The organism is Psychrobacillus sp. Z16_25 (assembly GCF_056856695.1).
Genome location: NZ_JBXEOV010000001.1, coordinates 341,928 through 366,941, shown reverse-complemented (window position 1 = coordinate 366,941; position 25,014 = coordinate 341,928). Strand labels below are relative to the sequence as shown.

At 39.2% G+C, this 25,014-nt stretch carries 28 protein-coding genes; 3 read left to right on the top strand and 25 right to left on the bottom strand.

The genetic code is table 11. The features are described from left to right. Window positions 1-209 precede the first annotated feature (209 nt). The 7 genes from ccsB to AC1VU3_RS01785 form a co-directional block, all read right to left on the bottom strand. Window positions 210-1,394, bottom strand: coding sequence for a c-type cytochrome biogenesis protein CcsB (ccsB, locus tag AC1VU3_RS01815; protein ID WP_482982576.1), 1,185 nt, complete (start codon window positions 1,392-1,394; stop codon window positions 210-212). Continuing rightward, window positions 1,391-3,049 (bottom strand): cytochrome c biogenesis protein ResB, encoded by a 1,659-nt coding sequence (resB, locus tag AC1VU3_RS01810; protein ID WP_482982575.1) that lies wholly within the window; start codon window positions 3,047-3,049, stop codon window positions 1,391-1,393. Before resB ends, ccsB begins: the two co-directional genes overlap by 4 nt. A gap of 14 nt (window positions 3,050-3,063) precedes the next feature. After that, entirely contained in the window at window positions 3,064-3,600 is a 537-nt protein-coding gene (resA, locus tag AC1VU3_RS01805; protein WP_480389498.1) for a thiol-disulfide oxidoreductase ResA, read from the bottom strand. A 98-nt stretch (window positions 3,601-3,698) separates the two neighbouring features. Further along, window positions 3,699-4,433: a pseudouridine synthase gene (locus AC1VU3_RS01800; RefSeq protein WP_480389631.1), complete on the bottom strand. Its 735-nt coding sequence runs from the start codon at window positions 4,431-4,433 to the stop codon at window positions 3,699-3,701. Between the two features lie 106 nt (window positions 4,434-4,539). Beyond that, window positions 4,540-5,535 carry a D-alanyl-D-alanine carboxypeptidase family protein gene (locus AC1VU3_RS01795; RefSeq protein WP_480389497.1) on the bottom strand — a complete coding sequence of 332 codons (996 nt, stop codon included), beginning with the start codon at window positions 5,533-5,535 and terminating at the stop codon, window positions 4,540-4,542. A gap of 19 nt (window positions 5,536-5,554) precedes the next feature. Continuing rightward, entirely contained in the window at window positions 5,555-6,133 is a 579-nt protein-coding gene (scpB, locus tag AC1VU3_RS01790; protein WP_480389496.1) for an SMC-Scp complex subunit ScpB, read from the bottom strand. Next, the gene (locus AC1VU3_RS01785; protein ID WP_480389495.1) at window positions 6,114-6,884 is read right to left on the bottom strand and encodes a segregation/condensation protein A; all 771 of its coding nucleotides are present in this window, start codon (window positions 6,882-6,884) and stop codon (window positions 6,114-6,116) included. The genes scpB and AC1VU3_RS01785 overlap by 20 nt, the downstream gene beginning before the upstream one ends. Window positions 6,885-6,939: 55 nt before the next feature. Here AC1VU3_RS01785 and AC1VU3_RS01780 point away from each other — a divergent pair, with 55 nt between their 5' ends. Next, window positions 6,940-7,437: a DUF309 domain-containing protein gene (locus AC1VU3_RS01780; protein WP_480389494.1), complete on the top strand. Its 498-nt coding sequence runs from the start codon at window positions 6,940-6,942 to the stop codon at window positions 7,435-7,437. A gap of 890 nt (window positions 7,438-8,327) precedes the next feature. Here AC1VU3_RS01780 and AC1VU3_RS01775 read toward each other — a convergent pair. From AC1VU3_RS01775 to AC1VU3_RS01715, 13 genes are all read right to left on the bottom strand, one after another. Beyond that, window positions 8,328-8,693 (bottom strand): GNAT family N-acetyltransferase, encoded by a 366-nt coding sequence (locus tag AC1VU3_RS01775; protein ID WP_480389493.1) that lies wholly within the window; start codon window positions 8,691-8,693, stop codon window positions 8,328-8,330. A gap of 171 nt (window positions 8,694-8,864) precedes the next feature. Continuing rightward, on the bottom strand, window positions 8,865-10,181 hold the full coding sequence (gene lysA, locus AC1VU3_RS01770; protein WP_482982574.1) for a diaminopimelate decarboxylase: 1,317 nt from the start codon (window positions 10,179-10,181) through the stop codon (window positions 8,865-8,867). 69 nt (window positions 10,182-10,250) lie between these two features. After that, window positions 10,251-11,669, bottom strand: coding sequence for a spore germination protein (locus AC1VU3_RS01765; protein WP_482982641.1), 1,419 nt, complete (start codon window positions 11,667-11,669; stop codon window positions 10,251-10,253). 26 nt (window positions 11,670-11,695) lie between these two features. Next, window positions 11,696-12,481, bottom strand: a complete 786-nt coding sequence (locus AC1VU3_RS01760) for a SigF/SigG family RNA polymerase sporulation sigma factor (RefSeq protein WP_480389491.1) — start codon at window positions 12,479-12,481, stop codon at window positions 11,696-11,698. Continuing rightward, on the bottom strand, window positions 12,481-12,927 hold the full coding sequence (spoIIAB, locus tag AC1VU3_RS01755) for an anti-sigma F factor (RefSeq protein WP_480389490.1): 447 nt from the start codon (window positions 12,925-12,927) through the stop codon (window positions 12,481-12,483). The genes AC1VU3_RS01760 and spoIIAB overlap by 1 nt, the downstream gene beginning before the upstream one ends. Beyond that, on the bottom strand, window positions 12,917-13,273 hold the full coding sequence (locus AC1VU3_RS01750) for an STAS domain-containing protein (RefSeq protein WP_480389489.1): 357 nt from the start codon (window positions 13,271-13,273) through the stop codon (window positions 12,917-12,919). Before AC1VU3_RS01750 ends, spoIIAB begins: the two co-directional genes overlap by 11 nt. A 212-nt stretch (window positions 13,274-13,485) precedes the next feature. After that, window positions 13,486-14,790, bottom strand: coding sequence for a pyrimidine-nucleoside phosphorylase (locus tag AC1VU3_RS01745; RefSeq protein ID WP_482982573.1), 1,305 nt, complete (start codon window positions 14,788-14,790; stop codon window positions 13,486-13,488). Window positions 14,791-14,803: 13 nt separating this feature from the next. Next, entirely contained in the window at window positions 14,804-15,982 is a 1,179-nt protein-coding gene (gene deoB, locus AC1VU3_RS01740; protein ID WP_482982572.1) for a phosphopentomutase, read from the bottom strand. Between the two features lie 72 nt (window positions 15,983-16,054). Continuing rightward, window positions 16,055-16,957, bottom strand: a complete 903-nt coding sequence (xerD, locus tag AC1VU3_RS01735; RefSeq protein WP_480389486.1) for a site-specific tyrosine recombinase XerD — start codon at window positions 16,955-16,957, stop codon at window positions 16,055-16,057. 428 nt (window positions 16,958-17,385) lie between these two features. After that, entirely contained in the window at window positions 17,386-17,826 is a 441-nt protein-coding gene (gene fur, locus AC1VU3_RS01730; protein ID WP_480389485.1) for a ferric iron uptake transcriptional regulator, read from the bottom strand. Between the two features lie 85 nt (window positions 17,827-17,911). After that, on the bottom strand, window positions 17,912-18,379 hold the full coding sequence (locus AC1VU3_RS01725) for a hypothetical protein (protein WP_480389484.1): 468 nt from the start codon (window positions 18,377-18,379) through the stop codon (window positions 17,912-17,914). Window positions 18,380-18,978: 599 nt separating this feature from the next. Continuing rightward, entirely contained in the window at window positions 18,979-19,473 is a 495-nt protein-coding gene (locus AC1VU3_RS01720) for a hypothetical protein (protein ID WP_480389483.1), read from the bottom strand. Between the two features lie 240 nt (window positions 19,474-19,713). Next, window positions 19,714-20,259, bottom strand: a complete 546-nt coding sequence (locus tag AC1VU3_RS01715) for an NUDIX domain-containing protein (protein WP_482982571.1) — start codon at window positions 20,257-20,259, stop codon at window positions 19,714-19,716. Window positions 20,260-20,328: 69 nt separating this feature from the next. Between AC1VU3_RS01715 and AC1VU3_RS01710 the strand changes: the two genes are divergently transcribed. Next, the gene (locus tag AC1VU3_RS01710; protein WP_482982570.1) at window positions 20,329-21,234 is read left to right on the top strand and encodes an aldo/keto reductase; all 906 of its coding nucleotides are present in this window, start codon (window positions 20,329-20,331) and stop codon (window positions 21,232-21,234) included. A 112-nt stretch (window positions 21,235-21,346) separates the two neighbouring features. Continuing rightward, window positions 21,347-21,640, top strand: coding sequence for a hypothetical protein (locus AC1VU3_RS01705; protein WP_482982569.1), 294 nt, complete (start codon window positions 21,347-21,349; stop codon window positions 21,638-21,640). 515 nt (window positions 21,641-22,155) lie between these two features. Here AC1VU3_RS01705 and AC1VU3_RS01700 read toward each other — a convergent pair. The 5 genes from AC1VU3_RS01700 to AC1VU3_RS01680 form a co-directional block, all read right to left on the bottom strand. Beyond that, window positions 22,156-22,251, bottom strand: a complete 96-nt coding sequence (locus AC1VU3_RS01700; RefSeq protein WP_482982568.1) for a putative holin-like toxin — start codon at window positions 22,249-22,251, stop codon at window positions 22,156-22,158. 160 nt (window positions 22,252-22,411) lie between these two features. After that, entirely contained in the window at window positions 22,412-22,981 is a 570-nt protein-coding gene (locus tag AC1VU3_RS01695; RefSeq protein WP_482982567.1) for a hypothetical protein, read from the bottom strand. A 231-nt stretch (window positions 22,982-23,212) separates the two neighbouring features. Next, a complete protein-coding gene (locus AC1VU3_RS01690; RefSeq protein WP_482982566.1) occupies window positions 23,213-23,536 on the bottom strand; it encodes a hypothetical protein in 324 nt (107 codons plus the stop codon). A 270-nt stretch (window positions 23,537-23,806) separates the two neighbouring features. Then, window positions 23,807-24,337 (bottom strand): hypothetical protein, encoded by a 531-nt coding sequence (locus AC1VU3_RS01685; protein WP_482982565.1) that lies wholly within the window; start codon window positions 24,335-24,337, stop codon window positions 23,807-23,809. Between the two features lie 97 nt (window positions 24,338-24,434). Further along, a complete protein-coding gene (locus AC1VU3_RS01680; protein WP_480389470.1) occupies window positions 24,435-24,959 on the bottom strand; it encodes a CbrC family protein in 525 nt (174 codons plus the stop codon). Window positions 24,960-25,014: the final 55 nt, after the last annotated feature.

The following is a 25,014-nucleotide window of genomic DNA, read 5'->3' as shown; positions in this document are numbered from 1 at the left end:
AAAACTTTCTAACAGAGTAGCAAGTTTCGATATATATCGCCATATAACTAGCGTACTCCCCTTTATTCTTCCTTCTACAAACTAGCTGATATTTATGTATATATTTTTTATATCATAATTCTTTTTTATCGTATATGTATTCGAACAAATTTTATCCTATAAAAATAGCCGAAGTCATCATTGACCTCGGCTATTTAACCAGCAGTTATTTACGCATAAGAATGTAAGCCAGCAATTATTAGGTTTACTGCAATTAGGTTAAACATAATGATAATAAAACCGATCAATGCAAGCCATGCTGATTTTTCTCCATCCCAGCCCTTTGTGAGGCGAAGGTGTAAGAAAACAGCGTAGAATAACCAAGTGATTAATGCCCATACCTCTTTTGGATCCCAGCCCCAGAAGCGTGCCCACGCCTCGTGTGCCCAGATCATCGCAAAAATCAGCGCTCCTAATGTAAAAACAGGGAAGCCGATTAATACGGAACGATAGCCTATCTCATCCATTAGCTGAGAATTGGATTTTTTCGCAAGAGGCTGTAAGACAGCAGCCACACGTTTACGAAGGATTAATCGTAAAGCGATATAAATGATTGTACCAAAGATTAAAGACCAAACAACCGTTGTCAGCTTTTTAGCGTTCACAATCGGTGGTGTTTCCACGAATGGTTCCATGACACCCTCTGTGATAGCCTCCGACTCATTCATACCAAAAAGCGGTGGCATATGGTAAACGATTGTTTCTTGCGTCTCTTCCTTACTAATATAAGAGAACTCTGCCTCATAACCGGCAATAGCAAAGGTAATAGTGGAAACGACAAACCCTACTACTACAATTAGTAGATACATAACCGCTTCCATCCAAAAGCGTTGTTTAGATGGCTTTGTTAAATCGATGTTTTTTAATAGCCATACAAGTCCTGCAACCGCACTAATCGCTAAAATAGCCTCGCCCATTGCAGCTGTGATAACATGTATTGTTAGCCAATGACTATTTAACGCTGGAATAAGCGGTGAGATTTCTGTTGGGAACATCGTTGCATAAGCAATAATGAGCACTGCGATTGGCAATGCAAACAGCCCAAGTGCAGGTGTTTTATAAATAAAGTAAATAAGTATAAATGCTCCTACAATCATCATGCCGAAAGCCGTTGTAAATTCAAATAGATTACTAACAGGAGCATGCCCAGCTGCTATCCAACGAGTAATAAAATAACCTAAATTACTTATAAATCCGATGATTGTAATTGTTATAGCAGCTTTGCCCCATCTATCAAAGGACTTATTGTCAGAGGAGCTAGAGCTTTTAACAGCTCCCCCGAATAATATGGTTCCCAATAGATAAGCAACGAATGCCACGAATAATAAGGAACTACTTAAAGATACCATTGTCATTTTTCATTTTCCCCTTCCATTTTTTCCTCTTTAGCATCTTCATCCTGTTGGTCTTCATATGGTGGAAGCTCCGTGACTTTGGAAACCTCATCTATATCTCTCTTCACGCTTAGCCAGTTTTTATTGGTATGAGCAGCAATGGCAATTTGACCATTTTCTAAAACCTGAAGCCAGATACGTCGGTGGTTCCAATAAGAGCCTTGTACTACCCCAATCATGAAGATTAAACCACCTAAAGCAAGGATCGGAAGTGTTAAATCTTTACGAATCGTAAGACCTGAAACATCTCGTGTTTCTACGCTTTGGAATGCAATCTTATGCTTATTTTCTCCAAGGGGCTCTAGCGTTTCTTGAATCATGACAAAGCTAGTCTCTCCTTTTGGGAATTCAGGTGTATACATTTTGACCAAAAATGCTGGATTGTTCGGTACAGGAGATTTTGATTGTGGCTCTCCATCCTCGAATCCTGTGAAGTCAGCATAATAATCTACAATTTCCACCTTATAGCCTTCTTCTAGCTCATACATTGGCTGTGGATTTGCAAGGTCAATTGTAAATTCCCCATAGGACTGAGCAGTTTCTTTATCTTGTAGCTGGAATGTCATAGACTTTAATTCATCTAGACGGAAATCCATTTGAAAGACAGAGAAGTTATCAAATTTTAGTGGTTTATTTACTTGTATAGAGTACTCTTTTTCAAATGTAAGCTCTTTCGAATTGCTAGGAAGGGAATCTTCTGGTCCCTTGTAAAGGATAGCATCTGTTTGATAGTTAGAGGCAATCGTACCTACTCGGTCAATAGCTTCTCCAAACACCTCGGAAGATTCGTCCTTTGAATAAGTCTCATAAATAAAACCCTTATTTTCTAGATAATATCCATCCGTTTCAGGAATATAGAGTGTTTCCCCTTCTCTAATCCACATACTTTCATCCACATAAAAGCCAGGAAAAGCTCTAAGCATAACTCCTCCTAAGAATATGATCAAACCTAGGTGGTTCACGTATGGACCCCAACGTGAGAATCGGCCCTTCTCCGCTAAGATAGCAGTGCCTTCTCGCTTCACTTTATAACGCATGGATTTTAGCTTTTCTTCTGCTTTTGATAGAGAATTTTCTGGATTTTCAATTGCTCCGATTCCATAAATACGTTGGCGCTTCAAGAAGCTTATATGGCGTTTAGTTTTTTGTTTCTTTAAAGATTTATATAAAGGAATCACACGGTCTAAACTAGCAATTACTAAAGAGATTCCAAGCATTCCAACTAAAATCTGGAACCACCAAGAGCTATATAAATCTGACAAGCCAAGCTCATAATAGATCGTTCCAAATATCCCATAAACTCTTTCATAGTAAGCAGCAATGTCTGCTTCGTTTGTTGCAGGGACATAGAATACCTGTGGCAGGATCGTACCAATGGCAGCTGCAATTAAAATAGCTACAATAATCCACATACCAACCTTAACGCTAGAGAAAAAGTTCCAAATCTTATCGATAATTGTTTTATTGTAAGTTTGGGAACGTCGTGCAGACCCTTCATATCTCATATCCACAAGCTTTTTTTGCTTCGTTTCCTGACTTAAAGGACGTCCGCAGCTTTCACATAGCTCTGTGCCGACTGGATTGATATGCCCGCATTCACATTGTATCTTTTCCATTTAAAAGAACTCCTTCATGAAGGTTTAATTTCTTCCATAAAATTCGCGATATCTTCTTCCGTCATTTCCCCTTTAATAATCTTCACAATTTTCCCTTCTGGGTTTATGAGAAAAGTTGTAGGAAGAGGGTCGATATTATAGGATTCCTTCACGCTTTTATTGTGATCGATTGCAATTGGAAAAGATAAATCATATCTTTTTGCAAAGCTATTAACCTTCAAATCAGATTCTGCAATGTTCACCGCAAGGGTTTGTACCCCTTGGTCTTTATAAATTTTGTATTGGTTGTCCATCGCAGGCATTTCTTTCGCACATGGCTTACACCATGTGCCCCAGAAATTTAAGAAAATACCTTGTCCTTTATAATCTGACAGACGGTGCTGCTCTCCGTTCATATCTGTTAACACAAAATCAGGAGCTTGATCTCCAACCTTTAAAACAGCATTCTTTTCTTTCGTTACATTCGTAACAACTGTAAATATAATGGCAGATGCTAAAAGCACTAAAATAACTGTTCGTATATAAAAGCGTTGTTTTTTTGATTGAGCCATACTAATTACCCCCCCTTTTTAAACATACCGTCAATATTATACCAAATAATTCTATGGAAATTGAGATATACATATGAAGGGTTTGTGAACTTTTTAGCCTATTTCCCTATTTTGCCCGTTTCCGCTAATACACGAAGCTGTTTTACTTCATGAGTCGTTAACTCTCTCCATTCACCAGCATTCAAGCCATGAAGCGTTAAGAAACCAAATTTTTCGCGTTTTAGCTTTTGTACAGGGTGTCCAATTGCATCAAACATTCTTCTAACTTGCCTGTTTCGTCCCTCATGTATGGTAATTTCCACAATGGCCTTATCTGTCTTCTTTTCGCTAGATAATAGTTTCACTCTTGCAGGCGCAGTCTTCCCGTCTTCTAGCATGATCCCTCTTTCCAGCTTTCTCAGCTGCTCCTTTAAAGGAATTCCTTTTACACGCGCAACGTACGTCTTATCCACTTTAAACTTTGGGTGTGTTAGTGCATAAGAAAAATCTCCATCGTTTGTAAGCAATAAAAGTCCAGAAGTATCGTAATCGAGCCTTCCTACTGGGTATAAGCGCTCCGTCACGTGAGGAAGAAGATCCGTTACCGTTTTTCTCCCCTTGTCATCACTGACAGCAGAAATAACTCCTCTAGGCTTGTAGAGTAAATAGTATACCTTCTGCTCTTTCTCCAATTTTACCCCTTCTACCTCCACGATATCAGAGTTTGACACCTTTGTACCTAGCTCCGTTACTACTTTCCCGTTAACTGACACTTTACCTTGTAAAATTAGCTCCTCTGCTTTTCTGCGTGATGCCACTCCAGCATGTGCTAATACTTTTTGTAATCTTTCCAAGTAATTCACCTCGTCCATTCTTTCCAATCATCCTGAGTGAATTATGTCACACTTCCCGAAAAAATAAAAGAAGACAGTCTTTTATAAAAACTGTCTCCTACCTATTTTACTTGATTTTTTTTACATTAAATTGGAGTGCCGGCTCATTGTCAATCATTATCTTCCAGAGATATGGACGGCTTTCCTTACCCTTTCTTGGAATAATCAGCACATTCTTCAGCTTTTCTTTTTCCTCTTTATTGATTAATAAATAATGGTCTTGCTCTACCTTGATGACATCCTTCTGGAAAAGGCGGTATTTCCCCTTGCTCACAACCTTTACAGTCTCATATGTATCAAACACTTGCTCAGCCAATGAAACATGCGTAGCCCAATCATTCGAGTGGTTCAGGGTCACCACAATTACTTCCTTATCCTTTTCCTTCAAGTAGGTGACAAGGGTCCTGCCTGCTCTCTTCGTGTAACCTGTCTTGCCCGCTATGGTATTTTGGTTAAAATGCATAAGCTTATGCTTATTTCTCCATTTCACGGACCTTTCTTTCGGCACATAGGTTTTCGCAGAAGAAATCTTCACAAAATCCTCATTTTTTAGCGCTAATCGAAACATATTCGCCATGTCCTTCGCCGAAGCATAATGATCATCGTGATGTAATCCAGAAGGATTTGTAAAATGGGATTTCTCCAGATTGGCGATTTCCATTTTTTCATTCATCAGTTGAACGAACCCTTCTATTGACCCGCCAGTATGCTCTGCGAGTGCATAAGCTGCATCATTGCCGGATTGCAGCATCAGTCCATGCAATAAAGAACCGACTGTCCATTGCTCTCCTGGCTTCAAATAGAGGGAGGACCCCTCCTGCACAGAGGCTGCTTGAGAAATGGTGACTAACTCGTCTAATTCTGCGTTGTCCAGTACAGTTAGTGCTGTCCAAACCTTTGTTAGGCTTGCGATTGGAAGCTCTTGCTCGGCGTTGCTACCAATAAGCAGTCTGCCGGTTTTTGCATCAATCACTGCATAGGAGCTAGAAGCTTCCGCAGGCTGAATGTTCCAGACCAACAAAAATAAGATGAATAAGATAAAAGACTTTTTATAAATTGCCAATACTCCTTTGTAATTTATTTCATCCCTCAAAGGTTTCTTGAAACTTCGTCATAAATAAATCCGTGTCATCCATCTCGTCTACCTCAATATCCTCTGGAAGTGGAGGTAATGAGTGTAAATCCTTCAGACCAAAATACTGAAGAAATTCGTTTGTCGTACCGTATAAAATAGCTCTCCCTGTTCCCTCTGCGCGTCCAACCTCTTGAACCAGTCCCTTCGCTGAAAGTGTATGGATCGGACGTTCAGACTTCACTCCTCGAATGTCCTCTATCTCTACCCTTGTAATAGGCTGCTTATATGCAATGATGGCCAAGACTTCCAGAGACGCCTGGGATAATGATTGTACTGTCGGATTCTCCACCAGCTTTTGAAGGTACTCAATATTTTCTTCCTTTGTCACCAGCTGATAAGTTCCAGCTAGCTGCTTTAGCTGTATCCCCCTCGTTTCATCATCCTCATATTCCATCATCATCTGATCAAGTGCTTCTGCGATTTCCGCCTCCGTGCTGTCGGTCAAAAATGCAAGCTGTTTTTTCGTTAAACCATCCTCTCCAGTTACAAATAGGAGGCTCTCAATCTTACTCTTCAAACGTGTCATCAAAATCTATTTCCTTTCCTAACTCTACTACTAGCTCTTCAAAATTATGCTGTTGTTCTACTTGTACTACTTTACGTTTTATCAACTCTAGTAATGCAAGAAAAGTAGTGACAATGGTTGTTTTATCTCTCGTCGGAAATAAATCATAGAAGGATAATCTACCATTGTGCTTTTGAAGAGTAGTTACTACATTATGCATTTGCTCTTTTATCGATACTTCCTGTCTACTAACTCTTGTATGTAAAGGGGCGCTAAGCTGCTTTCTTCTAAGCATTTTTTGGAACGCACCAAGCATATCATAGACATTTACATCTAACTCGAATAAAGCAAGCTGCTGACTAGACTGGTATTCACTAAGATCTGTCGGCGCCTTTGTAAAGAAAAGACTTCTATTTCCTTCCAGCTCCTGTAGATTCTCCGCTGCCTCTTTATATTTCTTGTATTCTATCAGCTTTTGCACTAACTCGTCCCTTGGATCCTCATAAGGGATATCAAAGTCGGCGTCCATATCCTCATCCTGATGAATCGGTAAGAGCATTTTGCTTTTAATGGATAATAGGGTCGCCGCCATTACTAGATACTCACTTGCCTCATTCAGCTCTAATACACTCATTGCGTGTATGTGCTCCATATATTGCGTCGTGATTTCTGCCATCTTTATATCATAGATATCTATTTCCAAACGATTGATTAAGTGCAATAATAAATCAAGCGGGCCCTCAAAAGCTTCCGTTTTTACTTCATAAGACATAAAACTCCACCTAAAATTCATTTTTAATCATTATTATAGAGGAAAGGTGAGCTTATTGCACCCTACATTACATCCCAATTTTATTCAGTTTATAAAAGAGTTTAATAGAACCTTCGATTATTTTGAATGTCACGAGCTTTTAGAGGAGTATTGGAAGGAGGTTGCCCCCGGAAACAAGGAACATCCGGCAGCGGTGTTCGTTCTCCTTTCTACCTCCATGTACCATTGGCGAAGAGGTAACTTTGCCGGGGCTAGAAAGACGATGAAAACCTTTATCCAACGTATGGAGAAAATCTCCTTATCACCCTTTGACCAGTACATCGACTTTCCTGAACTAATAGAAAAGGCGCAGCAATCCTTGTCCGCCATCGAAAGACAGGATGCCTTTCAACACTTTCTTCTGCCAATAAAAGATCAAGAGCTAGAGCAGCTTATCGCACAGGAAGAGCTAACTCTACTAGATACGGAATATCTTACTCATAAGCATATGCTCCGAGACCGCTCTGAAATACTAGCAGAACGAGAAAAACAGAAAAAAAGACGAAGCGAGTAGGGTCATGGGAAAGCCGTTTACAGAAAAAGAGAACCGGTCAAGTAATATGTACATATAAAGTGAAACTTTGATTGGTGGGGGGTTCTTTCATCCCCCACCAATCATTAGTTGAACCAATCGGGCTTTTAGGGACAGTTGATCTCCCACTTAGCTGTCTCATTTCTTTTGCCATCTTGAAGTGGGAGTCTTACTGGCCCTTAATGCGGGATAAATAAAGAGTCCTATGAATTCCTAATGGCAAGCTGAATTTGTAGGACTCTTTTTATGTTTGGGGGCTTGGAGTTTGTCACCATGAATTGCTTTTCTAGCTGGCAAGCGGTCCACCATTTCTGACTGAGAATAAATGGGCGCTTTCCGAGAGTAAATCTCCCCTGAACGAGAGTATTCCCCTCGAATGAGAGTAAAAGTAGGCTATCCGAGAATAAAGTCTCTCTATACGAGAGTATACGTTGGCTATCCGAGAGTAACTGATCCCCAACTGAGAGTAATGATAAAATGAGGGCGGCTTCGCCTGTCTGGCAATCAAGTTGTTTTGATAGATGGGCCCCTTCTCCTGCTGGCAAGCGTTTTGCCGTTTCTGACTGAGAATAAATGGGCGCTATCCGAGAGTAAATCTTCCCCGAACGAGAGTATTTCCCTCCAATGAGAGTAAAAGTGGTCTATCCGAGAATAAAGTCTCTCTATGCGAGAGTATACGTTGGCCATCCGAGAGTAAATGACCTCCAACTGAGAGTAACGACAAAATGGGGGCGGCTTCGCCTGTTTGGCAATCGAGTTGCTTCGATACATGGGCCCCTTCTCCTGCTAGCACATGCTCCGACAGAAGATATCTCTTACTATAAAAATAGAGTGCTAAATCGGTAGATTCAGCACTCTTGTAACTTTTTTTGTTAGATTTCATTTTCGTCCGTTTCCTGTTTACACTTATCAAAAAAAGCCTGGACCTGCTCGGCTGGGATGATTTTGGCATTTTGTAGTTGAGCTGGTAAGGAATGGATCATTTTTTTGGCGATTCCTTCTCCTCTATGGGAAGGGTTCACAGAGATATGCTGCAAGATAGCGGTATTGTTTTCCATGCGGATACCAATAATACCTACAACATCCTCGCCTTTTTTCCAAACAAATAAATGCCAGTCAGGATTTGACTCGTATTGTTGAATTGTTTCTAGTAATTTTTTTACGTCCTTTTCCTGTGGCATGAATGATAATAGACCCATCGATATTTTCTCATATGCTTTTTTATAGCGATATAACATGTATATAACCCTCTTTTAATTTCTTTAAAAGAACTTTACTACCAATTACTTAGGTTGTCTAGCTCTAAATATCAGCGTTCGGGGCGACAAATAACCAGTAGGCTACTCCCCAAGCAATTCCCGTAAGAAAAAGTATTAGAAATAATATTATATTAAACTTCTTCAAATAAATCACCCTCTCTCCATCGTAAAAGGAAGATCCAGATGAACAATATCCTCTAAAGTTTCTCTTCTTACAACTAATTGATGCTTTTGATCTTCCACAAAAACGACTGCCGGTCTTGTAATTCGGTTATAATTACTTGCCATTGAATAACCATAAGCACCTGTACAAAATACCGCAAGAATATCTCCTGGTTCAGCCTTTGGAAGCTTGACGCTTTCAATTAGCTTATCGCCAGATTCACAGCACTTACCTGCAATAGTATATTCAATTTCTTTATTTTCTGTCATTTTATTTGCAATCATGGCATCATAAACTGCTCCGTATAGCGCGGGGCGAATATTATCTGACATTCCACCGTCAACAGATAGGTAATTCCGGATGTCTGGAACCTTTTTTTCTGAGCCGATTGTATATAAAGAAGTTCCTGCATCGCCTACAAGGGAACGACCAGGTTCTATCCATATTTCCGGCATCGAAAAAGATGTTTTTGCCACCAGTTCCTTCACTACCTGAACCATTTCCTTGACATAAACAGAAGGCTCTAGCGGAGTATCCTCCTCTGTATATTTTATTCCAAAGCCTCCCCCAAGGTTTAAAACGGTGCAAGTGTACTGGTATGTACTTTTCCATTCAATCATTTTTTTGATAAGCTTTTCAGCTGCTACTTTGAAGCCACTTGTTTCAAAAATTTGAGACCCAATATGACAGTGGAGACCTAAAAGTTCTAAATATGGATTCTGATAGACCTGCTTAAATGCTTCGTCAGCTTGTCCATTCAGTAAATCAAAACCAAATTTCGAATCCTGTTGGCCTGTCGTTATATAGTCATGTGTATGTGCCTCTACTCCTGGTGTGACACGGAGTAATATGCTTACTTGTTGCTTTCGTTGGGCTGTTAGCTCTTGTAACAGCTCTATTTCATAAAAGTTATCTACTACTATACAACCAATGTTATGCTCCAGTGCTAGTAATAATTCTTCCTTGCTTTTATTATTCCCATGAAAATGAATACGCTCTACAGGGTAGCCAGCCTTTATTGCAGTATAAAGCTCTCCAGCCGAAACGACATCTAATGATAAATTTTCTTGGTTCATCACCTGATACATCGCCACACTGGAGAATGCTTTACTCGCATAGGCAACTTGTGCAACTACATGCAATTCTTTGAATGTATTTAGGAATGCTTGTGCTCTTTTTCGAATGAGAGAAAGGTCATATACAAAAAGTGGTGTCCCATAAGTTTTGGCAAGCTCTACGCTATCTACTCCACCTAGTACGAGATGACCTTTTTCATCGATTGTATGCTCTGATACGGTAACCATGTATCTCGCCTCTTTTCCATGAATTCTATAAGAACTTTACCATAGGAAAGGAGGAAAATGCAATTGTACCTAGGAACGTTTACGAACAAGTGCTCGTGTAATAAATGGCCTTTTCGCATTTGTCGGCATCGGAAAGCGTATAATCGTGCGAATAAATGCAATCGGATAAAATGGAAGAAACGGCCATAAATAAGGCACATTTAAAGGTTTTACGCTACATAAGTACCAAAGTAAAATAACCGAAACGATGAAAAAGCCATTTATCCCAAAAGCTGCAGTACTTATTAATAGCCCCGTTCGGAAGATTTTCGTTGCAATGCTTATCTCGTAGGAAGGTATCGCAAATGTAAAGATGGCTGTTAATGCTGTATATAGAACAACCTCTGAAACAAACAAGCCAACATTCACCGCCATGTCACCTATGATTAAAGCGGCTATGATTCCCATTGCAGTCGAGAGCGGGGTCGGCGTATGAATGGCGGCCAGTCGCAAAAACTCTATTCCTAAGTCCGCGAAGATAATCTGCAAGAGAAGCGGGATGGAACTCTTTTCGCTGGGGCCTAAAAACTCCAATGCTTTCGGGAGTATTTCCGGATGCTTGGCTAGCAAATACCAGAAAGGGAGCAAAAACAAGCTAAAGAAAACACCAAAATAGCGAATCCACCGAACAACGGTACCGATCGCAGGAGCCTGTCTATATTCCTCTGCGTGCTGCAGATGATGGAATAGGGTTGTAGGAACGATGATAACGGAAGGAGAAGTGTCTACCACTAGAATGATGTGTCCTTCTAGCAAATGTGCCGCAGCTATGTCAGGTCGCTCTGTGAACCTTACAAAGGGTACAGGATGAAACCCTTGCTTGAAGAGCCATTCCTCCAACGCCTTATCACTCATCGTAAATCCATCATGCTTAATCTTCTTTAATCGCTTGCGAATCAAGTCTAAATTATCATCATTCGCAATACCTTTAATGTAAGAAATCGCTACATCCATTTGACTTAGCTTCGAAATACGATGCATCTCAAAGCGAAGATTTGTATCTCTAATCCTCCGTCGAATGAGTCCTGTGTTTTGGATAATATTTTCAGTGAAGCCATCCCTTGAACCACGTACTACCTTTTCATTATCCGGCTCCTCTGGATTTCTTCCAGGATAGCTTCTGACATCGAGTGTATAGACAGAACCATTTTTCAGAATAAAGGTCACCTGACCGCTGAGTAAAGCAATTAACCATTTTTCCTTATCATCATACTCAGAAATGGAGTAGAAAGGAAAATAGTGTCTCATTATTTCTTGCTCATCCACAGCGGGCTCAGGATAGTCTCTCTGTGTTCTTGTTAAAATATCGGTTAACAAATGGCCGTCAATAAGTCCATTGATATAGACCAATAAAACCGGGAACTTGTATAAATGAGTATGGAGCAATCCAAAATCGTATGTTTCATTCTCTCCAAACTTTTCTTTCAAAAATGCTTCTGCATCTGACATGCTTTTGAACAGTGGTTTCGTGTTAATCACCTATCTTTTGCTTTTGATTTCGTAGAAGCTCCCACAGGAACAAGCCAAGTCTTGAGCTGCGAAAGAATCTTCTTCTCCAAGCGTGATACCTGTACTTGGGATATGCCTAAGCGTTCTGCTATATCACTCTGAGTACAGTCTAGGTAATAACGCAAATAAATAATCATCTGTTCTCGTTTTTCTAATTTTTCCACTAGTTCTCTTAACGGAATATGGTCAAAGGACTTCTCCGAGCGTTCGTCTCTCATTTGATCCATTAGTGTCAATGCATCACCACTATCATTCTCATATAGTTGCTCCTGCAAGGATGCTGGATCACGGAGAGCATCTGTCGCCATGACGATTTCCTCTCTAGACACTTCTAAAATAGCTGCTAGTTCTAGAATCGTTGGCTGACGCTCATGAACCTTTAAAAAGTCGTCTGTAGCATGTCGAATCTTAAAATTTAGCTCTCGGATGGAGCGGCTAATCTTCACCATTCCATCGTCTCGCAAGAAACGCTGTATCTCTCCTATAATCATCGGTACCGCATAAGTAGAGAACTTCACCTCATAAGAAAGATCGAACTTGTCTACCGATTTCATTAATCCAATACAGCCAATCTGAAATAAATCCTCTAGATCCGCTCCCCTCGAAGCAAATCGTTGAACGATGGACCAAACCAACCTTGTGTTACCTTCAATCATTTGCTGTCTAGCAAACTTATCGCCTGCCTGTGCCAATGCAATGAGCTCTCTCATTTTTTCTTGGGTGAGTAATATTGTTGGTTTATTGTTGATCATTAGACTATCCTGCAAGATTCATGAATTGGTACAAATTTCTTCGTAATAGTTACAGTCGTCCCCCTATCAGGAAGAGAGTAGATATCTACATCATCACTAAAGCTCTCCATAATCGTGAAGCCCATTCCTGAACGCTCTTGCTCAGGTTTCGTTGTATAAAGGGGCTCACGAGCTTGTGTAATGTCCTTGATTCCTTTCCCATAGTCAACAATCGAAACTACTACCTCTCTATCGGTTCTGTGAGCATGCATCTCAATCTTGCCAGTTCCATCTTCCTCGTAGCCATGTACAATAGCATTGGTGACAGCCTCTGAAATAACGGTCTTAAATTCAGAAAGCTCCTCGATCGTCGGATCTATAGCAGATATAAAGCTAGACATTACCATTCTCGCTAATGCTTCATTTTCACTTTTGGCAACAAACGTTAATGTAATTTCATTGTCCATAGACGATTCCCCCTAATCTTGAAATTATTTCAATTTCTGACTCACTGTAGATATATGGACTTAAACCTGCAAACTGAAAGATTTTACTCATAGTAGGAGATGGATTCACAATAATCGTTTGTCCATCAATAGGCGCCAATTCTCGCATTCTACCTAGTATTAGTCCTATTCCTGAGCTGTCCATAAATAGTAAATCTTCTAAATTCCAAACTATCACTTTGATAGAGCCATTTTTAATCATCGGTACAATCTCATTTCGAATATTATTCGTACTATGATGATCAAGCTCACCCTTCAATCGAATAATAATAATTTCATCACCAATTTTTTCTACTTCATGTATCATATAGTTTCGCCTCCTCTGATAGCGCAATTCCACACTTCCATCCTGAATTCCTTGCACATGACAAAAGTAGAAGAAATGATTGTTTATTAGTCTCTATTCGACATAGGAGATATACATTTCTAGTATGAGATTATTTTGGATTTTCTAATCAAAAAATAGGCATCTCCCAAAAGTTTTTAAACCTTTGGAAAATGCCTATGAAGGGTATCGTACTATTCAGTTATTATTTCGTAAACTAATGGAGGAGCATCCTTTTTCTCTGCTTCGATATGAATATTTTCATTCAGTTTCGTCAGCACTTGCCCTACATCCTCTGTATTCGCATGAATCGTCGCAATGGATTCTCCCTGCTCCACTCGATCTCCTACTTTTTTATTCAGAACGATTCCAACTGCTAAATCGATTTCTGATTCCTTCGTCGCACGACCAGCACCTAGTAGCATGGCTGCCGTTCCGATTTCATCTGCTTCCATATAAGTGATATATCCGCTTTTATTTGCAGGAACCTCGAATGTAAATTTCGCTTTTGGCAATAAAGAAACGTCGTCCACTACGGCATCATTTCCACCTTGCCATTTGATAAATTCCTTGAAGATGCGTAATGCTGAGCCGTCCTCTATTACTTTTTCCAGCATTGCTCTAGCCTCTTCTAACGTAGATGCCTTTCCACCAACAACAACCATTTGGCTGCCAAGTGTTAAGCAAAGCTCCGTTAAGTCCTCAGGGCCGTTTCCTTTTAACGTGTCGATTGCTTCGATTACCTCTAAAGAGTTTCCAATCGCTCTTCCAAGCGGTTGAGACATATCAGAGATGATTGCCATCGTTTTTCTACCTACGCTATTACCGATTTGAACCATCGCTTTTGCAAGCTCTCTAGCATCATCCGTCGTTTTCATGAAGGCACCTTCACCGGTTTTCACGTCTAAAACAATCGCACCTGCTCCTGCAGCAATCTTTTTACTCATAATAGAGCTAGCGATTAACGGGATACTGCTAACAGTAGCAGTCACGTCGCGAAGTGCATATAGCTTTTTATCCGCTGGAGTTAAGTTTCCGCTTTGCCCGATCACAGCAAGCTTCAGCTCATTTACCTGCTTCACAAATTCTTCTGGAGAAAGCTCTACGTGGAAACCTTCGATTGCCTCTAATTTATCAATCGTTCCACCAGTGTGGCCAAGTCCTCGTCCGCTCATCTTCGCAACTGGGACACCACAAGCTGCCACAAGAGGTCCTAGAACAAGCGTTGTCGTATCTCCAACTCCACCAGTAGAGTGCTTATCGACCTTAATCCCTTCAATAGCAGACAAGTCGATTTGCTCTCCAGAGTTCACCATCGCCATCGTCAAGTTCGTACGTTCTTCTTCATTCATACCTTGCAGGTAGATTGCCATTAAAAGCGCACTTACTTGATAATCAGGGATTGAGCCGTCCGTGTATCCGTTTACAAAGAAATTAATCTCTTCCTTCGTTAATGGGAAGCCTTCTCTCTTTTTCTCAATAACATCAATCATTCTCATACAAACACTTCCTTTACTTTAATAACGATAAAAAGCTCTCTCCAAATGCCGTTTTCTCTACGCCAAAGTTGTCGACAACAGTTGCACCAATATCAGCAAACGTCATTCGTAGAGGCAGCTGTTTTGGCTCTTTAAAGCGTGTGGAGTACACAAGTAATGGCACATATTCACGCGTATGATCTGTACCAGGCATAGTTGGGTCATTTCCATGGTCTGCAGTGATAATCAGTAAATCATCATCCGTCAATTTAGGAAACACCTCTTTAAGTCGAGCATCGTACTCTTCTAATGCTTTCCCATATCCTAATGCATCTCGTCTATGTCCGTACAGCGCATCAAAGTCTACAAGATTCAAGAACGATAAACCGGTAAATTCTTTTTCTAATGTTGCAATAAATTTGTCCATACCATCCATGTTATCCTTCGTTCTTTCACTTGCTGTAATACCCTCACCATTATAGATATCATGAATCTTTCCTAGTGCAATCACATCATAACCAGCATCTTTTAGCTCGTTCATCGCTGTGCGACCAAACGGCTTTAATGCATAATCGTGTCGATTGGATGTCCGTACAAAAGCTCCTGGTTGTCCAACAAATGGACGAGCAATGATACGACCAACTAGAAACTCTTCGGTTAGCGTAAGTTCACGAGCAATTTCACAGATACGGTATAGCTCCTCTAAAGGAACAACCTCTTCATGAGCAGCTATCTGAAGAACTGGATCAGCTGAGGTGTATACAATGATAGCCCCAGTTTTCATATGCTCTTCTCCTAGCTCATCTAGAATTTCTGTACCGCTAGCAGGTTTGTTTCCAATTACCTTTCTGCCAGTCTTTTCTTCCAAGGCAGCAATTAGCTCTTGAGGGAATCCGTTTGGGTAAACCTTAAAAGGCTTGTCAATATTTAACCCCATGATTTCCCAGTGACCAGTCATCGTATCTTTTCCAACAGAGGCCTCTTGCATCTTTCCGTAGTATGCAATTGGGCTTTCTACTGGGTCGATCCCTTTTAAAGGCTCAATATTCCCAAGTCCAAGCTTTTGCATTTCCGGCATTTGAAGGCCATTCATTTCTTCTGCGATATGACCTAGTGTATGAGAGCCTTTGTCCCCAAAAGAACCAGCATCGGGAGCTTCTCCGATTCCAACAGAATCCATTACAATTACATGTACACGTTTAAAATTTCCCATAAATACATAACCTCCTAGTTACCCGTTAATTATATCAAAAAGCCACAGAATTTACATGTCAGACTTCTGACCTTATGCACGCGGATGAAATTGCTTATACACTTCTTTTAAGCGTTTCTTGCTCACGTGGGTATAAATCTGTGTGGTAGAAATATCTGCATGTCCAAGCATTTCTTGTACTGACCGTAAATCTGCTCCATTTTCGATTAAATGGGTGGCAAATGAGTGCCTTAGGACGTGGGGGGTAATCTCCTTATGGATACCAGCCTGCTGAACATGCTTGTTTAATAATTTCCATATCCCCTGTCTGGTTAGTCGCTTGCCTCTTTGATTAATAAAGATGGCATTCGTACGAGCATCTGGCTTTACTAGCTTCGGCCTACCTTCTTCCAAGTATAAAGAACAAGCCCTGATCGCTGCCCCGCCAAGTGGAATGATGCGCTCCTTACCACCCTTTCCAAAAACACGAACAAACCCCATATTCAAATGAAGATCTTCCATATCTAAGTTTACGCACTCACTTATACGCATACCACTTGCATACATCAGTTCAAACATCGCAAGGTCTCTTATTCCCTGTGGTTTCGAAGTATCAATGGCCTCTAACAGACGATTTAGCTCCTCCACAGATAAAAAGTTTGGTAGCTTTTGATCAATTTGGGGCTGTTCCAGATGAATGGTCGGATCTGTATTCGTAACTTTTTCTCTCAGTAAAAATTGATGAAAAGATTTAATAGAAGATATATGTCGAGCAATCGACCTTGGCGATTTCCCACTTTCCTTCAAATACCGCAAGTGCATCACAATATTTGTTCTATCTACCTCATCTAAGCTTTGTAAATGCTGTCGCTCCAAGATAGAGTTTAAATAATCAGTCAAATCTTTTTTATAAGACACTATAGTATTTTCCGCTAACTGTCTTTCAATCCTCAAAAAATGCAAATAATCCTCTAATTGAGATAAACCTTCCTTCATAGAATCCCTCCTACTCTTGCTGTTGGTATGTATAAGGTCACTGATTATTTATTCTACTCCTTACTATTCGGCTCGGCTAATGTTGTAATTCGGAGTGTTAATGTTGTAAAAATGAGACGTAATGTTGAAATTCCTCTCCGCCCAAGCAGTCTGCTCTCCTAATGTTGTAATTTTTAGCTTTAATGTTGTAAAAAGAGAGCAGTATGTTGTAAAAATGAGAAGTAATGTTGTAATTTCTCTCTGGCTAAGCAGCAGATTCCATTAATGTTGTAATTCTGAGCCTTAATGTTGTAAAAACAGACCAGTATATTGTAAAGATCCAACATAATGTTGTAATTCCTCTCTCCACTCTACTCGCCAGCCGACTCACTAATCCATAAGTTATAAACTCATGAAACAAAAAAAAGATAGCCAGCAGCTATCCTTTTCTATTTATCTTGGCAACGATGACAAATTCCGTGAAACGTTAACCGGTGGTCTTTTATAAGGAAGTTCCATCTTTCCTCTACAATAGCTTCCACGTCTTCTAGCAGATCTTCCTGAATTTCATCCACCGCTCCACATTCAATGCAGACAAGATGATGATGAAAATGGGTAGCTCCCTCTTGTCTTAAATCATATCGAGAGACGCCATCACCAAATTGGATTTTATCTACGACATTTAGTTCATTTAATAATTCAAGTGTTCGATAAACTGTTGCAAGCCCAATATCTGGAGATTTTTCTCTAACTAGTAAGAAAACATCTTCCGCACTTAAATGATCTTCTTCATTTTCAAGCAAAACTCTCACTGTCGCTTCACGCTGTGGCGTCAGTTTATAGCTCGCACCAGATAATTGTTTTTTTATACGCTCAATACGGCTTTCCATATGACGCCTCCTTAACTTCCTCCATTATACCAATAATTGATTTCCTCTGACAAGAGATTCAACCAATAATAATTATAATTTAATATTAATTATTAGGTAGTATAAATGGCAGTAACAAGAATTCTATTATTATAGTAATTCCATAGATGGCGATTGTAAACAAATTAATCTTGTGCGAGAGCACGAGTAATAGTAAGCAATAAATCAGTTGAAATGGGAACCACCAAAATACATAGGGAAAGGTGGAGTCTTGTATTTGTAGCAGGTAGCTGGAACAGAAGCCGTAGAAGGTTATTTTAAAGGCACAGATTAGTAATACGGCTCTTTGCAGATAACGATGCTGATAAAACAAGAAGAACACGATGGCTACGAGTACGTGTGGAAGAATGGTATCAAGGAATGACGGTTGTCCCTCTAGTAAAACTCTGGAGTCTAAGAGGTTAATGATCCATTGCTGCTGTTCTGGTGTACTTTTTTCGAAAACGAGTAGGCCGCCAGCGAAGCTGCTGACAAGTATGCATAATGAAATGAGTATAGTGAAAGTCTGGTTCATCTTGGAACACCCCCTGTCTATTCCCATCCTATGCTTGTACTATTTTAAACATGATAGATTTGAGATAGTTTTTGGGGGACTGCTAATTTGCTTGAACGTAAACTACTATTTAAATACCTTCTTTTAGATTAACTGATGATGTTAGAATATAGGTGCTTCTTGGCAGACGCTCTCTGTTAGGCCCACAGGATGTTGGTCAGGAAAAAGTTGTCATACGATGGGACGTTCATAGTTTTCCAACCTGTATGAAAAATAAAGTCTAGGATCTTCTGTAACCCAACTTTAAATACCTTCTTATAGATTAACTGCTGGTGTTAAAATATAGTCGCTTCCTGGCGGACGCTTTCCGTGGGGTGAGCGATGACCCAGCACCGGCCGCTTACGCGTGTCGGTGTGCTGTCTCATCTGTCTCACTCATCCCACAGGAGTCGCCGCCGGTCGCTTCTTTTCATAAATATAAATACAAAGTGTACAAAACAAAATACTACTGGAAAGTTAATTGCAAAGGCCCTTAAAAACTATGTGGCTACATTACTAGATTAATCTGGAGCTACTTAAAAGATGGAATATCGGGCGTCCCCAATATTCCGTCTTTAATTTTATCTAGTCCCAAAAAGGATATGCTTAAATTTACCTTCTTTATCAAAATGGAACACAGTCAAGGCATATTCGCCCGTGTCAGGCATTTCAATATAATAACTGATTTCTGTTGCCTCAGAATGCTTATTGAAGAAACCTATGAACATCGGTTGTCCCGCAAGATTAATGGGAAAAGGTATATTGTCGCCTGGTTCTTTAAAGTGTATAAAGTTGTCTTTTACTTCAAATACATCTCCATATTCTGTTCTTAAAGTTTCAAAATCTTCTTTTGCAATTAACCTCATAATCCTTCTGGAATCTCTATCAGTCGTTTGCAAAGAGCTGCTATAATCTCCTTGCATTTCAAGCAGTTCATCTTTTAATTTTTCATTTTCTTTTTTTAAGTTATCAATCTGTTCTTCATACTCAGAAATTACTGTAGTGTATTCCTCTTCATTTGAACAACCAACCAAAAACAACAAAATTAAACTTCCTAGGATTTTTATTTTCTTCAATCTTTACCCCCCTATCTAAAACAGCATTCAGAACACTAATTCTATTAGGTTCGTTAGTACAAATGTGAACAAAGTAAACAATAAAATCTCTCTAATAAATAGCCAGTTTATCAAGGAGTACTCTTAAAAATGTAAATCCAGCTGCAAAAATGAACGATTCTATTACTCCCATTTACATAATCCCCTTAGATTTTAAGTAGTTCTTCCCTCAACCTGAATCCATCCACAAGGATACGTATCTTAGTTCCCCAAATAATCCTTCAACCAGATGTAAGCAAAGGCTGTTTTGGCATCGTAGATTGCGCCGCTTTTTACTAGCTCTCCCATTTCTTCTATGGAAAGATGCATTAGTTCCACGAATTCATCCTCATCCATTGCGAGTGGAGATTCTACTTTTTCGATGCCTTTGGCGAAATATAGATGGATAATTTCATCTGCGAATCCTGGAGACGTCGCAAAGGATTGGATGTATTCTAAATGGGATGTGGTGTAGCCAGTTTCCTCTTCTAGTTCTCGGAGAGCAGTTTTTTCTGGTGCCTCCCCTTTTTCGATTTTGCCTGCCGGGATTTCCACGATGGATCGTTCTAATGCTTTTCTATATTGCTCGACTAGGATGATTTTATTGTCTTTTGTCAGAGCGATAATCGCTACTGCTCCAGGGTGCTTGACGATTTCTCTTTTTCCCTGCTTTCCATTCGGAAGCTCCACATCATCTACTTGTAATGTAATAATCTTCCCGTCGTAAATTTTTTCCGTTTGGATCGTTTTTTCTTCAAATTTTTTCATTCGAAACTTCCTCTCTGTTGAAAACCTTGTTACTGTCATTGTACCATGGAGGAAAGGATGTGATAAATCTTGGAAAAGAGACAGCTTGGAAAAAGTTCATTACAAGTATCAGAAATAGGATTAGGTTGTATGTCGCTACCTACTGACCTAAAAGCGGCAGAAAAAATTATCGACATTGCACTCGATGCCGGTATTAATTATTTTGATACCGCGGATTTGTATGACCGTGGAAGAAATGAAGAAGTGGTTGGAAATGCTTTACGTCAAAGACGCCAGGATATCATACTCGCTACAAAGGTTGGGAATCGCTTAAATGAGGACGGAGAAGGCTGGTATTGGGATGCTTCAAAGGAATGGATCCAATCGGCCGTTCACCAATCTCTTAAAAGGCTACAAACAGACTACATTGATGTGTATCAATTGCACGGTGGCACGATGGAGGATAATATCGATGAGGTTATTGATACCTTTGAGGCGCTCAAAAAAGAAGGTTTGATTCGAGAGTACGGCATTTCCTCTATCCGCCCTACTGTTATTCAACGATTTTTAGAGAAAAGTAATGCCCTTTCCGTGATGATGCAGTATAGTCTGTTGGATAGACGCCCAGAGGAATGGCTATATCTGCTCGAGGATAAAGGAGCGTCCCTTTTGACAAGAGGTAGCCTTGCGAAGGGTTTATTGACAGAGGAAGGTTTAGCTCGTGCTAGTAAGATGGGGCAATATCTCACGTATTCACAAGAGCAATTGCAGAAGACAATTACGGAATTAAAGGAGCTGGGAGTGCCATTAAATGCACTTGCAATCCAATACATCCTTCAGCAAAATGTCACCGGGTCCGTAATTGCAGGCGCTAGCTCACCTGAGCAGCTACAGGATACGATTGCAGGATATGAGCAATCAGTTTCTCCTGAGGTATTACAAAAAGCAGCGGAAATCACGAAGCAAGACATATATGAAGAACATCGATTAGATTAGTACAAGGGTGCTGCCAGAAGATGGTGGCACCTTTTACAGTTTTCTACAATTTCCTAAAAATTAATGTTACGATAGTGTGTAATAGAAAAGAATGTCAAGTTAGGAGAGAGACATGAGGGTTTTATTAGAGTTAGTACGAATACTTTTACTAATTATGCTAGTTGGCGGTTTTTTTGGATATATTTTATTGAATATCTATGAGGGGTTTCATGCTGAACAATTTGGATTGCTAGGCGGCTTGGGAATACTTACTCTACTGTTCATTCTTTATAGAAATAAGCTTCAATTTAGTGGATGGTATCAGGGACCGGGAAGAGAAAAGTTTTCAAAGCCAGTAACCCGTATCTTTATTTCCATAGCTATTGTTTTGTTAGTAGCTCCATTTGTTCTGGGTTCTTTTTTATAATTAGAACTTAATTATAAAAATAGATCTCTATTCATAGATGCTAATGAGTTAATTGAAAAGAGAGATTGGTATGTTATAATATGGGTAACTTAAGAGTAAATTTAAAAAGACTACTGGTGCGTCAACACCAACAGTCTTTCGTAACATCATAGTTCGCATCAAAGACGAACAGCATAGCGTATAGTAAACCGCCATTGCTTGGAGGCTATGGGCGGTTTACTTTTTTTTCGTTAAAATAAATGACAAAGCAACGATTGCTACGATTAACGCGTGAAACGAAAAGGATATCCCCAGAAATGCGACTATCTGTATGCAAGGAATCTCAAGTTAATAATAATCACTGAATTAATTGAAAATAGAGATTGGTATGTTATAATACGGGTAAGGTAAGAGTATATTAAAAAAGACCGCTGGTGCGTCAACACCAACAGTCTTTTGCAACATCATAGTTCGCTTCAAAGGCGAACAGCACATGATCTAGTAAACCGACCAGTTGCTTAGAGGCTTAGGGCGGTTTACTTTTTTTTCGAAAAAGTAAATGACAAAGCAACGATTGCTACGATTAACGTGGCAAACGAAATCATCAGATTTAATGCTTGTTCTATTGTCATCAGCACCACCTCCTCCCTCTCACTGAGTAAGTGAGTGAAAAGAAAGATATGCCGCCGCCCATGAATGCCTATGGTTGCTATCTAATTATACCATATTTTGTCTTACTACTTTCCATGTTTCTCCTTCTATGTATTGCGAATCTTTTAGCTAAACCTAAGGTTAGTTAACGAAACAGGTTATTTTATTTTCTTTCTTTAGAGAGAAATTATATAAATCTCCATCATCAAATCCTGTTACCAAGACTATTTCTTCAGGAAATTTTGAAGGATTGGCAATCAGATATGTATTGGCAAAAATGATAGTTGACGAAAGGGTTAGAAATAATCCTACGTAAAACTTATCATCCCAAAAATCATACAAATCATGATAGAGAGTTATACGAGGATACCTACTTTCAGGGAAATAATCATTATTACTTGCCCAATCATCATCGTCGAATTCCCATTCTGTGGAACCTGTAATATAAAGCTGAATGCCCTCTTCATTTTCAAATAGACCAAAAAGAAAAGCTTGAATACCCTCTTGTACTTTCTCTTGCTCAAATAATTGAGTAAGCCAATTCTCGAATTGTTTATAGCTAGTAGATAGTTGTTTGTTAAAGTTACGTAAATCTACTGTTTGATTCATTTCCCTTACATACTCTTCTATTAAGTCATACCCATTTGTTAAAGTTGGGGTTTCGTTTATGAATGTTCGTAACTTTTCATCTACTTTTTCAATATCCAACATATCGCACCTTCTTGAAAGTTTAATGTTTTTCTACTTACAGTTGGTTGATTTATTTACCATCTACTATCTTTCTAAGTTAAGTAACGTAGTTTTCCCCTTTAATAAAATCGTCGCTAAACTTAACAAATTCATCCAGAAAGTCTTCTGTTTCACCACGCACTTCCTTTAAGTCTCTATATGCTCCGTTCTCTGCTAAATAAAATGCATCTGATAAATAGTGAGTTTCCATCTCTATCTGTTCGGGACATACTTAATTAACTTATCCATTTTATTTATCACGTCTTTTAAATCTTGGTGTCTATCTAGGGTATCACGTAATAACCCCAATAGTACCTTCGGGGCAAGATCCTGTTCCACCTCCCCTTTAATTGATTCTAATTTCCACAGAAATTCTTTGATATTCAATTTGGAGGATAAAGACAAATCAATTATTTCATAAGGCGGACTATCAAGGGTTTCAATTACGCAATCCGCCCACTTTATTACTTCTTGCATCGTAAAAACACCTATGGAGTACCCAATTCTATATACTTCTGCTGCTAATTTTACATTCACTATAAATCTCCTCACCTAAACTAGCAACGATCCATCTTAATGGGTTAAGACTTGTTGCTAGTTTTTAAGTCCGTTAATATTATTTATTAGTAAAAGCATGAGGAAAAACAAGTTTGGTTGCCTCGATATGTAAACCGCTGGCACTTGTCCACCAGCATACCGGGTATGCCCAATCATTTTTATAATGGTTAGGATCTGCTCTTTCAGTAAAAGGAATAAATTCATTCAAAAACCCAGGATATTCTTTTGTAGAAAGAATAGAACAATAACCTAAATTTGAAGCAATACTTCTCTTTCTTCTTTGTTTGATTTAAATAATTTAGCCAACGATTTTTCTAAATCTCGGATTTTGCCCTGGCTAGGGAATTCTTGAATGGTATGAAGTATTTTATGTAATATTTCGTAATCCTCTAAAGTTGGCACTAGTTTTTCTGTCTTTGCAAATTGTTTTAAATCAAAAGCGATATATAAAGGGTCTAAATGGCGAACCCCTCCCCATTTGTACCTTTCAAAGTTCAGTACATTTACGTCTACTGTTTCCGGTTTTTTATGGAAAGAACCGCAGTATTTACAATAACTTCCCACTCCTGTAAACGGATGCTGGGATAAATGCTTCCCTACTATATAACTACCTAAAGCTGAACGTAGATCTAGCCTTCGCGTGGACAAACTAGCAATAAATTGTTCTGAGACTTCTTTTAAGTCCAGATTGTTAGTTAATTCAGTAATATCTTGGATGAGTTCATTATGAGAGATATTTATGAGGATCAAACATAATCCCAGCATTTTTGGCGTAATCAAGCTCTTCCTTGCTTATATAAGCATCTGTCCACCCATTAGAAGACCAGTACCGTTTAAATAAGATTTTTAACGCTTTTTTGTCAGCCATATATTCACCTTATGCCATATCTGCATGAAGTCGATGTTGTTTACAGCAATTGCACTTAAACAAATAACCTTGTAAATCACCGCCAACTTCTAGAGTATCTTTAAATTCTTGGTATGTTAATTGATAATCTTCACAAATTTTATCGATGTCGTCTTTTAACTCAACTTCTAAATGTTTTATTTCGTCCCATCCAACAAAATCAATAATGGAACAGAAGTCACCACAATGACTAAGCCAATATTCTTGTTGCCATCCTGTATAACCTGGAGTTCTATAAATAAGCTCATCTACATAAGCCTCTTGATCAACTTTTTCGCATGAATGTGCATCCTGAAACTCGCCATCATATTTTTTTGCTGCAGAACCATCCGCGATGCACCAAGGACAAATGCCTTCCATTTCTTCTACTGAAAAAAAGGGCCCTTCATAGACGAAATCTCTTTTTTTCTTGCAAACAGGACATATCGTTTCTTCTTCTATTATTACTCCTAATTTAATCGGATTAGGATTGTATTTAAAAGTTGGTAGCTTCACTGTCGTTTCCCCTATCTATTTGTTAAGTTCATCTATTCAAATTAACATATATTCT

What these genes read in the sequence shown, in the direction of transcription:
- AC1VU3_RS01785 (WP_480389495.1), bottom strand. Translation starts at nt 6,884, where the DNA reads ATGTCTTATGAAGTAAAAACGGAAGCTTTTGAGGGCCCGCTTGATTTA.
- AC1VU3_RS01745 (WP_482982573.1), bottom strand. Translation starts at nt 14,790, where the DNA reads ATGAGAATGATTGATGTTATTGAGAAAAAGAGAGAAGGCTTCCCATTA.
- AC1VU3_RS01765 (WP_482982641.1), bottom strand. Translation starts at nt 11,669, where the DNA reads ATGTCAGATGCAGAAGCATTTTTGAAAGAAAAGTTTGGAGAGAATGAA.
- lysA (WP_482982574.1), bottom strand. Translation starts at nt 10,181, where the DNA reads ATGGTTACCGTATCAGAGCATACAATCGATGAAAAAGGTCATCTCGTA.
- deoB (WP_482982572.1), bottom strand. Translation starts at nt 15,982, where the DNA reads ATGGGAAATTTTAAACGTGTACATGTAATTGTAATGGATTCTGTTGGA.
- AC1VU3_RS01725 (WP_480389484.1), bottom strand. Translation starts at nt 18,379, where the DNA reads ATGAACCAGACTTTCACTATACTCATTTCATTATGCATACTTGTCAGC.
- AC1VU3_RS01695 (WP_482982567.1), bottom strand. Translation starts at nt 22,981, where the DNA reads ATGTTGGATATTGAAAAAGTAGATGAAAAGTTACGAACATTCATAAAC.
- fur (WP_480389485.1), bottom strand. Translation starts at nt 17,826, where the DNA reads ATGGAAAGCCGTATTGAGCGTATAAAAAAACAATTATCTGGTGCGAGC.
- AC1VU3_RS01705 (WP_482982569.1), top strand. Translation starts at nt 21,347, where the DNA reads ATGAGGGTTTTATTAGAGTTAGTACGAATACTTTTACTAATTATGCTA.
- AC1VU3_RS01700 (WP_482982568.1), bottom strand. Translation starts at nt 22,251, where the DNA reads ATGACAATAGAACAAGCATTAAATCTGATGATTTCGTTTGCCACGTTA.
- ccsB (WP_482982576.1), bottom strand. Translation starts at nt 1,394, where the DNA reads ATGACAATGGTATCTTTAAGTAGTTCCTTATTATTCGTGGCATTCGTT.
- AC1VU3_RS01715 (WP_482982571.1), bottom strand. Translation starts at nt 20,259, where the DNA reads ATGAAAAAATTTGAAGAAAAAACGATCCAAACGGAAAAAATTTACGAC.
- AC1VU3_RS01775 (WP_480389493.1), bottom strand. Translation starts at nt 8,693, where the DNA reads ATGTTATATCGCTATAAAAAAGCATATGAGAAAATATCGATGGGTCTA.
- xerD (WP_480389486.1), bottom strand. Translation starts at nt 16,957, where the DNA reads ATGAAGGAAGGTTTATCTCAATTAGAGGATTATTTGCATTTTTTGAGG.
- AC1VU3_RS01750 (WP_480389489.1), bottom strand. Translation starts at nt 13,273, where the DNA reads ATGATACATGAAGTAGAAAAAATTGGTGATGAAATTATTATTATTCGA.
- AC1VU3_RS01760 (WP_480389491.1), bottom strand. Translation starts at nt 12,481, where the DNA reads ATGATCAACAATAAACCAACAATATTACTCACCCAAGAAAAAATGAGA.
- resB (WP_482982575.1), bottom strand. Translation starts at nt 3,049, where the DNA reads ATGGAAAAGATACAATGTGAATGCGGGCATATCAATCCAGTCGGCACA.
- resA (WP_480389498.1), bottom strand. Translation starts at nt 3,600, where the DNA reads ATGGCTCAATCAAAAAAACAACGCTTTTATATACGAACAGTTATTTTA.
- scpB (WP_480389496.1), bottom strand. Translation starts at nt 6,133, where the DNA reads ATGACACGTTTGAAGAGTAAGATTGAGAGCCTCCTATTTGTAACTGGA.
- spoIIAB (WP_480389490.1), bottom strand. Translation starts at nt 12,927, where the DNA reads ATGGACAATGAAATTACATTAACGTTTGTTGCCAAAAGTGAAAATGAA.